The sequence below is a fragment of the Gracilibacillus timonensis genome (assembly GCF_900086715.1).
Taxonomy (GTDB): Bacteria; Bacillota; Bacilli; order Bacillales; family Amphibacillaceae; genus Gracilibacillus; species Gracilibacillus timonensis.
The window spans coordinates 1,567,216-1,579,828 of the sequence record NZ_FLKH01000012.1; the positions used below are offsets into that span (position 1 = coordinate 1,567,216).

Genomic DNA, 12,613 nt, shown 5'->3' on the forward strand with positions numbered 1-12,613 from the left:
CTTATTTCCAAGAAGCTTGTGGTAACACATTGCCTTCGATAACCCGTGACTTATGGATGATGACTGTCCGTAGTATTTCTCGTATGACATTATCATTTAGTAAATGAGGTTCTAGTCCCAAATCTTTCAGCTTCGTATTGACTGCTTGAAAGAAATGCTCTTCCAACTCGACTCTTGGATTGTCCAAGTGAGTGATTGCTGTTGGATAACCTTCTTCTTCAGCCACCTTTTGTACTTTTTCTGCCAATTCACCAACGGAAAATTCTTCGGTGAATTGGTTAAACACTCGGAATTCTCCTTTATCAGCAGGATTTTCTGCTGCTATCTCAATGCAACGTACGGTATCTTTGATATTCAAGAAACCTCGTGTCTGACCGCCTTTGCCATAAACAGTGAGGTCATGTCCAATCGTAGACTGGATGATAAAACGATTCAACACCGTCCCAAATACACCATCATAGTCCAAACGATTCGTAAGTACAGGATCCATTTGAGTTTCTTCGGTTTCCAATCCATAAACAACACCTTGATTGAGGTCCGTTGCTCTTATCCCCCAAATTTTACAGGCAAACATGATATTATGGCTGTCATGCACTTTCGACAAATGATAAAACGAACCAGGTTGTTTTGGATAAGGTAGCACATCTTTTCGACCTTTGTGCTCAACTTCTAAATATCCTTCTTCGATAGGAATATTTGGGGTTCCATATTCACCCATTGTCCCCAACTTAATCAAATGACAATCTGGTACAAATTCTTTGATTCCATAAAGAACATTCAATGTACCAACCACATTATTGCTCTGGGTGAAAATGGCATGCTCTCGATCGATCATCGAATAAGGAGCAGAGCGTTGTTCAGCGAAATGTACGAATGCATCTGGCCTCTCTTGTTTTAATACTTCACTGAGAAAGTCGTAGTGCGTAAGGTCACCTTCATATGTAGATATTCTTTTTCCAGTTAGTTCTTCCCATTTATTCACACGTTCTTCCAAGGACGCGATGGGTGTAATAGAATTAGAGTGCAGCTCTTGATCCATTTTTCTTCTTACCATATTATCAATAATAGCTACCTCATGTCCTTTTTTGGATAAATAAAGGGCGGTGGGCCACCCGCAAAAACCGTCTCCACCTGCTACAATAATTTTCATATTTTCAACCCCCGTCACTATTTTTCTTATCTTAAACAGCCTCTGTCTCACTAAGAAGCCTGTTCATAAAATATCACGTTCACCTTGACTTTACAAATATTCTGGTACAAAGGGAGCAATTATTTAGTGCTGTTTTTCGCATATAAAAATAGCGCTTCTGTGCTCTGGTGTACCCGTCTTATTGTTCTTTAGCAGCTACTTCTTTATCTTCAAAGCCTTCATCAAAATAACGATTATAACGTGCTTTAAACTTTCTGAAGACGAAGGTTACCAGCACTTTTCCAACAGCATATCCTGGTATACCAAGAATCACCCCGACAATTCCAAATAGTTTACCAGCCACTAATAAGACAAACATGATGGTTAATGGGTGCACCTTCATCGTTTTCCCCATCACATTTGGGGAAATAAAATGCCCCTCTGCGAATTGTACCACTGCCCATACTATCCCTAGTTTTAATAACATCCAAGGTGAAGTAACCAACGATATAATAATGGCTGGAGTAATAGCAATAATGGGTCCTAAATAAGGCACAACACTAGTAATCGCAGCAACACCAGCTAGAATAATGGCGTAGTCCAAGCCAATAATAAGGTAGCCTATGTATAATAAAAGCCCAATGCATAAAGCGACAAAGATCTGGCCTTGTATGTAAGAACCAACTTGTGTATCCATCTTATGCAGAATATTGGTGACATCTTTCCTGTATTTACGAGGAAACAATTTAAGGCAATAGTTTTTAAATCGCTGTCCATCTTTTAATAAGAAAAACAACACAAATGGAAAAGTGATCAACGAAACAATAATATTCGTCAATGTAGAGGCAAAATTAGCGACACCTTCCATCGTATTTCCTAATTGTGACATAATCCTAGAAGGAAGCTCCCCTAAATTAGATTCTACCCAACTTCTTGCTTCGTTAAAATAATTGGCAAAAATGGAGTTACTCATCAAACGATTGACTCCTTCGTTAATGGTGCTTACATAACCAGGGAAATTAGAGACCAATTCCTTTATCTGTGTTTCTATAATGGGAATGATAATAAATAGTATACCCGTGATTATACCTGAAAATGCGAGAATAATTAATATAATACCCCATACCCGTTTAATTCGCCATTTCTCTAACAGATTAACAATTGGGTTCAATAAATAGTAGGCGACAAAAGCCAGAATAACCGGTGGAAAAATCGTGGAGAAAACGATATGAAATGGATGAAAAATAAAAGATATTTGATTGTATACAATCACGGTAATACCAATTAAAATCAATGTTCCTAGTATAAATAAGATATTTTTTCCACCTAAAAATTTAATCAATCGATCATGAGATTGGTTCAACGTGAGCCCTCCTTGTTTCTACGTCATTTAATTATACCACTTTTTCATTCATTCAAAACGGGAATTTGAAATGGATTTGTGCAACTGTACCATTCATTATATCACTTTACCACTTCATTCGCCTGTTTGCTGTGTCTTCATATTGGATATGATATAATTTGGAAAATAGATGATGAATGACCAGCTTAGATAACCCTGTCCCAAAACCTATTCGTACCAATATGAACAATTTTTGGATAAATATATTTTACATGGAAGGAGAGGCATTAAGATATGAATAGACAGGAAGTAGACTTCCCCTTTTTCCGTTACCTGACCTGAAACATCTTGACCTATATCAGCGGATAAGCCTAACTTGGTGTCTAGTATGAAATAAACCTTCCCTTCCTTCGTTGTTTGACCATTGAAATCGCCTCCTACATCATCAGATAATGCTGGTTTAGCGTCTAACGGCTTATTTGTGTTCGTTACCAAAACACCTTGGCTTGGATCAATTCGGATCCTCTGAGGTATTTTCGACCTGTGACCATGGTTAGACTTTCTCGTCCATTAAATTGCTGCTTATATTCTTCTTCCAGCTCTAGACTAGCTACTTGAAGACTTTGGATCGTCAAATGAATTGGGCCTGTTTCATACGTATCATTCACATCCTGTTGCTCTGATTCTATTGTAGTTGGCCAAATTCCGAAGTCTTTTTGTTGTCCTGGTTTGGTTCCACATTATGTGACAAGCAAGTCTTTGCTCACATTATTTCCTGCTAGCACTGGCAAACCATCACCTTGACGACATAGAATAGATGGGTCTGCTACTTTACATCACCCAACTGATCGGTATCGCGATTCGTTCCAGATCAACATCATTTCAAATCTTATTATAACAAGGATTATTTACTTTCTTTGCTTATACTTTCCCATCATATTAAAACAGCCAGGCAACCCAATCCATTCGATGCTTCATTTTCATTAAGTTTTGATCCTTTATTATACCTTCTAAAAACCTATTTCTAAATTTCTTATTGACATTCCGCTGTTACCTTTATATAATTGTACTTGTCCGTTAAAAATTACATACCTAAACACCAGATTATGCGGGTGTAGTTTAGTGGTAAAACCCCAGCCTTCCAAGCTGATGTCGAGGGTTCGATTCCCTTCACCCGCTCCATGTCCCAGTAGCTCAGCAGGATAGAGCAACAGCCTTCTAAGCTGTGGGTCGCAGGTTCGAATCCTGCCTGGGACGTAAAGAGAACCCTTGTCAAAATGCTGACAAGGGATTTTTTATGGTATAATATATCCTATTTTTATTGAAAAGATTACATTATTTTAAACCCTGTTTTCTTAAATATGCGTCATTTTCTTTAGCTTGTTTGCTAACAGGATTGTCCTTCCACCATGCCCAGATACCTGCTGCGATGGTCGCTATACTGGACACCCCTTCATAAATCATTTCTTCACTGAATGGAAGAGGGTTAACACCAAATGCCACTAAAGCTTGATTAAGCAACACAAAGACTAATACAATTAACCTAATAATGGCTACTTTCATCAAATCACCACCTCTTCCTATATATATATGAAAAAAGCAGCTTGCCCGATTGGACTAGCTGCTTATGTAACATGTTCTATTTTTTAGTGAAACCTTCTACAAGAAATAAATTAGCTTAAAGAAGTCTGATAAGCTAAACTTGAAATTTCTTTTCCATCTTTGGTATAAAAATGGACTTGCACATTTTCCAGATTATCATCGGACTCCAAAATGGCATAAGAACCGGGATGTGCACTGCGAGGCTGCTTGATACTGCCCGGGTTAATGAATAATTGATTCTCTATCTTTTCCGCCCCAGCAACATGGGAATGACCAAAGCAAACAACATTAGCACCAACTTCCTCCGCCCGATAAGCAACTGTCATTAGTGTCGCTTTAATGTTGTATAAATGACCATGCGTCACAAAGAAATGCAGCTTGCCAACCTTAACCTCAATATCCTCTGGCAAATTGCTGTCCAAATCCATATTTCCTTGAACGGATTCAAAACCTGCCAATTCATCACTACTACGCATTAATTCAGAATCTCCGCAATGGATCATAGCGTCTACCTCTGATCGGTGACGTTCTTGAATATGAACCAGTTCATCTGTCCAGCCATGACTATCACTGATGATTAATACTTTTGGCATATATTCCACTCCTTTACAACTGTTTTACCCAATTTTTCAGTTGATCTAACGCTTTTCTGCGATGGCTGATTTCATTTTTTTGTTCAGGAGTCAATTCTGCCATGGTTTGTGAAAGACCTTCAGGGACAAAGATAGGATCATAACCGAATCCATTCTCTCCTGCTGGCTGATTTGCGATCGTCCCTTCACATTCTCCACGCTTAAAAATCGTTCTCTGCCCTGGCTGTGCTACAGCTAATACACAAACAAAACGCGCACTTCGTTTTTGTTCAGGAATATCTTGCAAATTATGTAATACCTTTTCAACATTTGCTTGATCATCTTTGTTGAGGCCGGCATATCTGGCGGAATAAACGCCTGGCTCGCCATTTAAGGCATCTATTTCGATACCTGAATCATCTGCAATAACTGGCGTTTGTAATCTTTCACAAATAGCCTCTGCCTTCAATGCTGCATTCTCTTCAAAGGTTTCACCAGTCTCTGCAATATCTTCTACCGATTCTGTCAGATCCAGTAGAGAAGATACTTGGATCCCAAACGGCTCAAACAATCCCTTGAAATCCTTCATCTTTCCTTGGTTTTTGGTTGCAATAATTAATTCCTGCATCTAATTACTCCTTAACTTCCGGCATATATTCTAGGTACCTTTGCAATGCGTCTTGCTGTAGGAGAAAAATTTCCCTCATTCCTTTTTCGGCAAGTCCGAGCATTGCAGTTAATTGGTGGTTTGTAAAGGTAGCCTCTTCCCCCGTACCTTGAAGTTCAACGAATTCTCCTTTTCCGGTCATGACCACATTCATGTCAACATGGGCCTGGGCATCTTCGACATACTCCAAATCTAGGATTTCGGTTCCATCAGGTAAAACTCCCACCGATATGGCAGCCAAATAATCGGTGATTGGTAATGTAGTTATTTTTTTGGCATCCTTTAAGCTTCCTAAGGCTAAAACTACCGCCACAAAGGCACCTGTTATCGAGGCGGTTCTTGTACCCCCATCTGCTTGAATGACGTCACAATCGACCCAAATGGTCCTCTCACCAATCTTATCTAGATCCACCACTGCCCGTAAAGCCCGTCCGATCAGACGTTGTATCTCCATGGTGCGCCCCGAGACTTTACCTTTGGACGATTCACGAATATTTCTTGTCTCCGTTGCCCTTGGTAACATAGCATATTCTGCTGTAATCCAGCCTTTTCCTGAGCCACGCATAAATGGTGGTACCCTGTCTTCTATACTTGCGTTACAAATAACCTTTGTGTCACCTACCGTGATTAAGACAGATCCCTCTGCATGTTTAGTAAAATTAGTGTCAATTTTGATGGATCTTAATTGATCTACTTCTCTTCCCGTTTCTCGCATGTTCATTTCCTCCTTACATCCTTTTTTATCTTAACATATTTTCCGTATCAGTTGGGTATTTCATGCATATTCCGCAAACAAATCACTGGATAACCTAAAAAAAGAAAGAGATGACACGATATCATCTCTTTTGATAGTTTTAAATACTTTTAGCAGGTGTTACCATTTCTCTTGTTACTGGTTCTGTATAGGGTTGTCCCTCTTCATTTATAACCTCTTGATGGTCTTCTACCGACACTTGCACAGCTTGTACTCCTTCTTGTTCGGTTAATGTGAGAACAATCGACTGGAGTACTTCATCAGCAATGACACCTTTTTCGCTATTCGAGAGGATATTCTCATTAAAGGTTAACGATAAGGTACCATCATCCAAGGTAGGAGCTGCTGTTAACTCAGACCCGTGATTAATATAATTCTCTAAAGGTAAGTCAAAGGCAGGACCTTCCATTAGGGCTTGTACAATCGATTGTTCCGTCTGATCTTGATCCATTTCAATATGCTGGGTAACTGGAACAAAGTAAACCATTTCATCGCCCTGCATTGGAAAGTAAAGCGTAGCAGCTTCACTTTCCATTAAATCGATACCAGTTGCTTGATGGACATTAATCCCTTCATCTCTTGAGTAACCTTGGGTTAACGGTGTTCCATTCACTGGCATTGTTTGCTGTTCTTCTCCATTGATCCAAAGCTTCACGCGATCTACATTTTTGAATTCCGTTAAGGTGTGCGTCATGGATTCAATAATTTTATCTTCGTCTTCTGCTTGATAATTAGCAAACTCTTCGGAAACATTAACCACCATTGTACCATCTTCTTCTAGGTTCAAATCAATAATCTCGGTCCCAGCTGGTAAAACGGCTTGAAAACCACTAGGTAGCATAGCCGTTACCGGACCATCTTGTACTAGGTATTGTAATACCTGTTTGGCTACCTCTTTGGAAGCTGGTGCAGGTAACTCCATCTCTTGTGGTACCACCAGACCATTTTGATCCATTAAATAGAGAACATGGGATAACGTTCCGCTTGCCTCTTCCCCCTCTGTTTCATCATCTGCCTCCGCGTCTGTTTCTTCTTCTGTTCCTTCTTCTGCGCCTTCACTTTCGTCCAAATCTTCACCTGCTTCATCCGTTTCTCCTACATTTTCAATATCATCCGTTACTTTTGCATCTTCAGGAGGTGCATCTATTTGATCTAGTGTTTGTTCCCCTTCAAATACATTACATCCAGCAAGCAATACGATACTTAATAATACTAGTCCTACACTTTTTTTCATCCAATCGACCCTCATACATCAATACCTCCTCGATGGTTTGTACTATTATGTATACGAGCTTATTACTAAAATAGACCAAGTAATTAGCAAAAGGAAACAGGAGAAATAAAAAAGTGAAAGACTAGATTGAATCCAGATAAAAATGTGTTCAGTCCTTTACGGATAGCTCAAAGCAGTCATTGAACTGCCGATGAGCTCATGTTTAAAATCATTCCAACAACTTTTGTAGCGAAAATTATATATTTAGCTGATTAAGAAAGATTGGAGAACCACGCCCGATCCTTTATTACTATATAGGTTGAACTTATAAATGTAACAAAAACGTGTGACAAACAATGATCTCCTGTTAATACCTCGTTTTGATCCATTTACGCAGTATGATGAGCTATGACTTTACGGAGTGGTGTGTTTGATCATTTTATCTGCGCTATCTCGCCTCGAGAAACGATCAACTTTATTAGATAGCATAGCTGGACTCGTTACGTTACATCATCCAATGTATTGGTATCTGATTCGTTCCAGGTCTACATTATTCCAAGGATTATATACTTTTCTACCTTACAAAAAAGAGCATAAGATTTACTTATACTCTTTAGCAAGCTTTGATAACATTTGTCATCACATGTTTTTCACCGTATTCAATTCGATCTGATCAACGGCTTCTATTCTTTTATTTAACCATCTGGAGGCTATATTTTCAAACACTTGCACATCACCAGTCGTATAAAAATGGTGCCGGGACGGGGCACTTCCTTGGTAAAGTTTTTTCTGATAACCCAGAATCGTACTGACTTCCCTAGCTGTTTCTTCGCCTGAAGAAATCACCATCACCATCGGACCCATTACTTCCTGAATGAGTTCTCTAATCATCGGGTAATGTGTGCAACCTAAGATCAAGGTATCCATGTTCACATGTCGCTTAAGTGGCTGGAGGCTTTCATAAACCACTTGATATGCCTTTTCTCCTTGCACCAATCCCTGTTCTACGATAGAGACAAACTGAGGGCATGCCAGATCAAACACATCAATCTCTGTATTGATATGCTGCAGGGCATTCACATACGCCTTACTACTTATCGTCCCCTCTGTCCCAATGACGCCAATCTCCCCTGTCCTACTGTGGGTAATCGCCGCTCTGGCACCAGGCTGGATCACACCAACAACCGGTATAGTCAATTGCTCACGTAGCTGCTCTAAGGTAAATGCCGTTGCTGTATTACATGCAACCACCAGCATTTTGATATCTCTTGCTAATAAAAACTGGACCATTTCCCACGTATATTGAACCACTTCTTCTCTAGGTCGAGGTCCATAGGGACAGCGTTTCGTATCCCCTACATAAATGATCGATTCCTTCGGTAATTGACGAACTAGTTCACTAGCCACCGTCAAACCTCCCACACCGGAATCAATCACACCAATTGGTTGTTTCACGTTCATCGCCTCTTTACACTTTTACATTTTTGTTTTGCTGCTTCATTTCTTGGTGAAGTAAATGGAGGAGTCTAGATAATTGCTCCATGTCCTCTCCTTTAACATTCGAGAGAACCTCTCCTAAATACTTCTGTCTTTTTTCAATTACTTCATTTATAATTTTTCGACCTTTATCTAATAAATGGATGCGGACGACGCGACGATCTTTGGTGTCCTTAACGCGTTTCACAATATCATTCTTCTCCATTCGGTCCACCAAATCGGTGGTGGTACTGAAAGCCAGATTGATTTTCTTTGATAATTCACCTAACGTTAGATCACCATTCTCAAGAAGATACTGTAAGGCTACAAATTGAGGAGTGGTCACAGGATAATTATGTAAAATTTCCCGTCCCTTTTGTTTAATGATACCTGCAATATATCTTAATTCCTTTTCGATATCGGTAATTTGCTCTATTTCTTTTGTCAAATCCCAGCTCTCCTTCACACACATACTAACTATACTATAACATTTTTTGTTACATATGGCTAAAGGGTTTATCTGTTAAAAGGTTTTGCATTTTTTTCCGAGAATAAAAATGCACACAAGGCACAAACTTGTTGTAATGGAATGGAATGGAGGTGGATCAATGTTTACGCAATCAAATCCTGCTATATATTATGAGAAGACAGGTCATGGTGTCCCTATCCTGTTTATTCCCCCACCAGCAATGGGGCATCTTACATTTCGCTATCAAACATTATTACGCCAATACTTTACCATACTTACCTTCGATCCTCGTGGTGATGGAAACAGTAGAGTGAGCGGAAAAGATATCACCCTAGATAATTGCCTAAGTGACATCGAACGCCTCCTAAAGGAAAATAAAATAGAAAAAGCCGTTATTTGCGGTTATTCCAATGGTGGATTACTTGCTCAACAGTTTGTCTTACACTATCCTGAACAAGCAATCGGCTTGATATTAATCGATTCTTTTTTTCATCCAACGAACCTATTGTTACGACTGGAATACTTGCTCGGCATCACCATTGCAACGTACCGAGCGATTCCTCTACTGGCAAAAGGACTTGCCCTAAGCCATTTTCCAATAGACAAAGAAGCAGCAGAGATGGAGCGGGCTGTAAAAAAAACAAATACTGCTTTATTAAAACAGCACTATCGACTGGGCTTCACATCCAATTTAACGAAACACTTGCAGAAAGTAAAGGTGCCATTACTATTGATTTACGGCGCCCATGATTACTATGTACAACATGCACAATATGGTTTTCGTAAACATATAGAGGATGTTGACGTCGCCTATGTCCATCTCGCTGCCCATCAGGTGCCAACTAGACATTATCGGGAATGTAATGCGATTATTTATGATTGGATGAAGCGCAAGATATTATGTAATGGGGATGACAGCAACCATCTGTAAGGAATGATTCCTTGCTGATGGTTGTTTGGTTAACAAGGAAACCCTACTTTTTTATCAGATTTGTAGCCAAGTGATATGTTATACTAAAGTAAGAATGACCAAGAATCTTACATATTGGAGCGTGATAAGATGACAAATGTGGTAGATGCTTATTTACAAGAACATCAATTAGATCGTCAAACACTTGCAAATGATGTTGGGCTACACACAGATTCCATTGCTGATTTAACCGGTAAGGATGTTATTCATTATCCAGTAGAAGTAGTAAGTGCCATTGCCTTGTCAATGGAAGAACAAGTGGGTACCGTGCTTAAAGCGTTACTCCTATTAGAAAAAAAGACTGCAGTGATAGAAGTGAACAGTGCAGCTGGACTGTTGCAAGCACTAAAGAATAAGGAAGACTTGATTATGATCCAAGGGGAATATGCAACAGAAGTACGTGAGTTAATCGATACCAAGCTGTCTGACACAGAATTACTAGGCTCAGAATTAGGTGCTGCAGGTACATTGTCCATCGCTGCTGAAGGCATTTACCGGCTTATTCAAACCTTCAGTAAACAAGCAAATGAACAAAAGCAGCTGGAAACACGAATCAGACGGTATAACGGGAAAGAATATAGCTCTCACACTATTGTGCTATATTTGCGTGATGTTGACTATTGACATTTTTATGTTTTCTCTACACAAATGAAAATGATGGAACAATAACTTATAGAAAAAATGAATGAATACGGGGATGAGGAGAGAGCAAACGATGAATATAGCTGTTTTACATGCACATCATTCCAATATCGATTATATGGAGCCACTACTTGCTACCAAGACAACGAAGCAATTACATTATGTTGATCCAGGGTTGCTTTACATTATTCCCAAACATTCAACCTTGAGGATAAAAAAGTTGGTAGCACAACAGTTAGCACGAATAGCTGAATCAAACCCCGATCTCATCCTTATCACTTGTACCAATTATGCTTTATACATAGAAGATCCTTCTATTTCAGAAATTCCCATTATAAAGCTGGATGACCTTTTCTTTCGAAGCCTACAATCATTTAATAAGGCTTCCTTCTATTTCACTAACCCTCAAACCGTAGCTGGTACAATGAAACGAATGAACGATTATACCAAAAACAGTATTCCTAAAAATTATCAAACTCATGTAATAGAAGGCATATTCGATTGGATAATGGCGAATGAAAAGGATAAGTATGATCAGGCAATTGTTCAGTACATCCTAGAAAAACCGCCCGAACACGTAATAGCTTTTCCACAACTATCCATGTCAAATGCAGCGAAAATATTGAGACAAGAAGGATTAGAGGTTCTAACACCAATAGATGCTCTCGAAAAATACCTGTATAGTTATAGAAAGCTGCAATAACAAATACAGAGCGCTTTTTGCCCCATTTTTTGCATGACATTTGTATGGTGATTTCTCACAAGAAAAAGGGTGTTCCTCCTACCCTGGAACACCCTTTTTACTCTACAGCTTTAACTCACCCATTCGCAAAAGCTCCACGACAGCTTGGGAGCGCCCCTTTACACCCAATTTTTGCATGGCATTTGAAATGTGATTTCTCACCGTTTTTTGCGAGATAAATAATTCGTCAGCAATTTCTTTGGTTGTTTTATCTTGAACCAATAGCTCAAAGACTTCTTTTTCTCTTTTGGTTAGTAATTGCTTCGGCTTGTAGTCATTATCCTTCAAATGTGAACCCCTCCTTGCTAACTTAAGGGCGCTGAACTAGAGGGTAATTACTCAGTCCATTTATCATATGTTGCCCTAACAAAAGGGTGCCCTACAAGCGTCTAATTCCGCGAAAAAACGGCCCATATTCTTTCAAGAAAAAATATTGTTTTGCGTACATGTTAGGTGTTCATCATTTTGCTTTATCTTTAAGCACAGGCATTAAAGGTTATTTCCAAATGATAGTGTATTACAATGAACTTATCATTTGTATTCGTTTTTTAAAGGAGTGATATTATAAAAGAGGGAAACTTTAACCTTACCGCTACCACATTGTCGATCCTTTATGCTATTGTGATGTTTTTCATTTTAACATCAGCTCCTTCAGGAGAATCTCCAGATCACCCACTATGGGTATACACCTTGATTCCTGCCGGAGTTTCAGTTATTTTGATCTTGTTTAAGTATATAATTAAAAAAGACTTTCTACGAGATCTCTATGACAAGGATCATGATAATTAATACACTGGATTATACATGACTAAACTAGATACTGCCCTTTTAAAGTGGTTGTTGCAACATTTCATCATTCATTTAACAACTATATAAGTTGAACTTATAAATGTAACAAAAACGTGTGACAAGCAAGTCTTCGTTCGCATGATTTCCTGATAATACCTCGTTTGATCCATTCGTGTGAATGACCATTCACACGCCTTTCAGCTCGCTGAAAGGTAGCCCCTATCAGATCAATGAGAAATTATTTAA

At 39.0% G+C, this 12,613-nt stretch carries 14 protein-coding genes and 2 tRNA genes; 5 read left to right on the plus strand and 11 right to left on the minus strand.

Annotation, left to right across the window (positions count from 1 at the left end; all coding sequences use genetic code 11):
- Position 1: 1 nt before the first annotated feature.
- The 3 genes from BN6556_RS18570 to BN6556_RS18585 all read right to left on the minus strand — a co-directional run bounded on the left by BN6556_RS18570 (position 2) and on the right by BN6556_RS18585 (position 3,139).
- Entirely contained in the window at positions 2 to 1,150 is a 1,149-nt protein-coding gene (locus BN6556_RS18570; RefSeq protein ID WP_066194494.1) for an NAD-dependent epimerase/dehydratase family protein, read from the minus strand.
- A gap of 178 nt (positions 1,151 to 1,328) precedes the next feature.
- Complete coding sequence (locus BN6556_RS18575) at positions 1,329 to 2,492, minus strand: AI-2E family transporter (protein ID WP_066194497.1); 1,164 nt, start codon at positions 2,490 to 2,492, stop codon at positions 1,329 to 1,331.
- Between the two features lie 467 nt (positions 2,493 to 2,959).
- Positions 2,960 to 3,139 (minus strand): hypothetical protein, encoded by a 180-nt coding sequence (locus BN6556_RS18585; protein ID WP_066194503.1) that lies wholly within the window; start codon positions 3,137 to 3,139, stop codon positions 2,960 to 2,962.
- A 440-nt stretch (positions 3,140 to 3,579) separates the two neighbouring features.
- On the opposite strand from BN6556_RS18585, the gene BN6556_RS18590 reads away from it, so the two are divergent.
- Together BN6556_RS18590 and BN6556_RS18595 are read left to right on the plus strand one after the other, a co-directional pair.
- Positions 3,580 to 3,653 (plus strand) — tRNA-Gly (locus BN6556_RS18590).
- Between the two features lies 1 nt (position 3,654).
- Positions 3,655 to 3,728 (plus strand) — tRNA-Arg (locus tag BN6556_RS18595).
- A gap of 78 nt (positions 3,729 to 3,806) precedes the next feature.
- Here the strand turns inward: BN6556_RS18595 and BN6556_RS18600 are convergent.
- The 7 genes from BN6556_RS18600 to BN6556_RS18630 form a co-directional block, all read right to left on the minus strand.
- A complete protein-coding gene (locus BN6556_RS18600) occupies positions 3,807 to 4,034 on the minus strand; it encodes a phage holin (RefSeq protein ID WP_066194506.1) in 228 nt (75 codons plus the stop codon).
- A 110-nt stretch (positions 4,035 to 4,144) separates the two neighbouring features.
- A complete protein-coding gene (locus BN6556_RS18605; protein WP_066194509.1) occupies positions 4,145 to 4,666 on the minus strand; it encodes a metallophosphoesterase family protein in 522 nt (173 codons plus the stop codon).
- 13 nt (positions 4,667 to 4,679) lie between these two features.
- Complete coding sequence (locus BN6556_RS18610) at positions 4,680 to 5,273, minus strand: XTP/dITP diphosphatase (RefSeq protein ID WP_066194511.1); 594 nt, start codon at positions 5,271 to 5,273, stop codon at positions 4,680 to 4,682.
- Between the two features lie 4 nt (positions 5,274 to 5,277).
- Positions 5,278 to 6,027: a ribonuclease PH gene (gene rph, locus BN6556_RS18615; protein WP_066194513.1), complete on the minus strand. Its 750-nt coding sequence runs from the start codon at positions 6,025 to 6,027 to the stop codon at positions 5,278 to 5,280.
- Between the two features lie 139 nt (positions 6,028 to 6,166).
- Complete coding sequence (locus BN6556_RS18620) at positions 6,167 to 7,315, minus strand: GerMN domain-containing protein (protein WP_078060161.1); 1,149 nt, start codon at positions 7,313 to 7,315, stop codon at positions 6,167 to 6,169.
- A gap of 603 nt (positions 7,316 to 7,918) precedes the next feature.
- The gene (gene racE, locus BN6556_RS18625) at positions 7,919 to 8,734 is read right to left on the minus strand and encodes a glutamate racemase (protein ID WP_066194516.1); all 816 of its coding nucleotides are present in this window, start codon (positions 8,732 to 8,734) and stop codon (positions 7,919 to 7,921) included.
- 13 nt (positions 8,735 to 8,747) lie between these two features.
- Positions 8,748 to 9,227: a MarR family winged helix-turn-helix transcriptional regulator gene (locus BN6556_RS18630; RefSeq protein WP_130860106.1), complete on the minus strand. Its 480-nt coding sequence runs from the start codon at positions 9,225 to 9,227 to the stop codon at positions 8,748 to 8,750.
- Positions 9,228 to 9,363: 136 nt separating this feature from the next.
- Between BN6556_RS18630 and BN6556_RS18635 the strand changes: the two genes are divergently transcribed.
- The 3 genes from BN6556_RS18635 (at position 9,364) to BN6556_RS18645 (ending at position 11,539) form a co-directional block, all read left to right on the plus strand.
- Positions 9,364 to 10,155, plus strand: a complete 792-nt coding sequence (locus BN6556_RS18635) for an alpha/beta fold hydrolase (RefSeq protein WP_066194522.1) — start codon at positions 9,364 to 9,366, stop codon at positions 10,153 to 10,155.
- Between the two features lie 129 nt (positions 10,156 to 10,284).
- On the plus strand, positions 10,285 to 10,818 hold the full coding sequence (locus BN6556_RS18640; RefSeq protein WP_066194525.1) for a hypothetical protein: 534 nt from the start codon (positions 10,285 to 10,287) through the stop codon (positions 10,816 to 10,818).
- A 91-nt stretch (positions 10,819 to 10,909) separates the two neighbouring features.
- Positions 10,910 to 11,539 carry a hypothetical protein gene (locus BN6556_RS18645; protein WP_066194528.1) on the plus strand — a complete coding sequence of 210 codons (630 nt, stop codon included), beginning with the start codon at positions 10,910 to 10,912 and terminating at the stop codon, positions 11,537 to 11,539.
- Between the two features lie 102 nt (positions 11,540 to 11,641).
- On the opposite strand, the gene BN6556_RS18650 is transcribed toward BN6556_RS18645, so the two are convergent.
- The gene (locus tag BN6556_RS18650) at positions 11,642 to 11,866 is read right to left on the minus strand and encodes a helix-turn-helix domain-containing protein (RefSeq protein ID WP_066194531.1); all 225 of its coding nucleotides are present in this window, start codon (positions 11,864 to 11,866) and stop codon (positions 11,642 to 11,644) included.
- Positions 11,867 to 12,613: the final 747 nt, after the last annotated feature.

Bases quoted from the DNA above. Each gene is read 5' to 3' on its own strand.
- BN6556_RS18610 (WP_066194511.1), bottom strand. From the start codon at position 5,273: ATGCAGGAATTAATTATTGCAACCAAAAACCAAGGAAAGATGAAGGAT.
- BN6556_RS18640 (WP_066194525.1), top strand. From the start codon at position 10,285: ATGACAAATGTGGTAGATGCTTATTTACAAGAACATCAATTAGATCGT.
- rph (WP_066194513.1), bottom strand. From the start codon at position 6,027: ATGCGAGAAACGGGAAGAGAAGTAGATCAATTAAGATCCATCAAAATT.
- BN6556_RS18635 (WP_066194522.1), top strand. From the start codon at position 9,364: ATGTTTACGCAATCAAATCCTGCTATATATTATGAGAAGACAGGTCAT.
- BN6556_RS18645 (WP_066194528.1), top strand. From the start codon at position 10,910: ATGAATATAGCTGTTTTACATGCACATCATTCCAATATCGATTATATG.
- BN6556_RS18620 (WP_078060161.1), bottom strand. From the start codon at position 7,315: ATGAGGGTCGATTGGATGAAAAAAAGTGTAGGACTAGTATTATTAAGT.
- BN6556_RS18605 (WP_066194509.1), bottom strand. From the start codon at position 4,666: ATGCCAAAAGTATTAATCATCAGTGATAGTCATGGCTGGACAGATGAA.
- BN6556_RS18630 (WP_130860106.1), bottom strand. From the start codon at position 9,227: ATGTGTGTGAAGGAGAGCTGGGATTTGACAAAAGAAATAGAGCAAATT.
- BN6556_RS18570 (WP_066194494.1), bottom strand. From the start codon at position 1,150: ATGAAAATTATTGTAGCAGGTGGAGACGGTTTTTGCGGGTGGCCCACC.
- BN6556_RS18600 (WP_066194506.1), bottom strand. From the start codon at position 4,034: ATGAAAGTAGCCATTATTAGGTTAATTGTATTAGTCTTTGTGTTGCTT.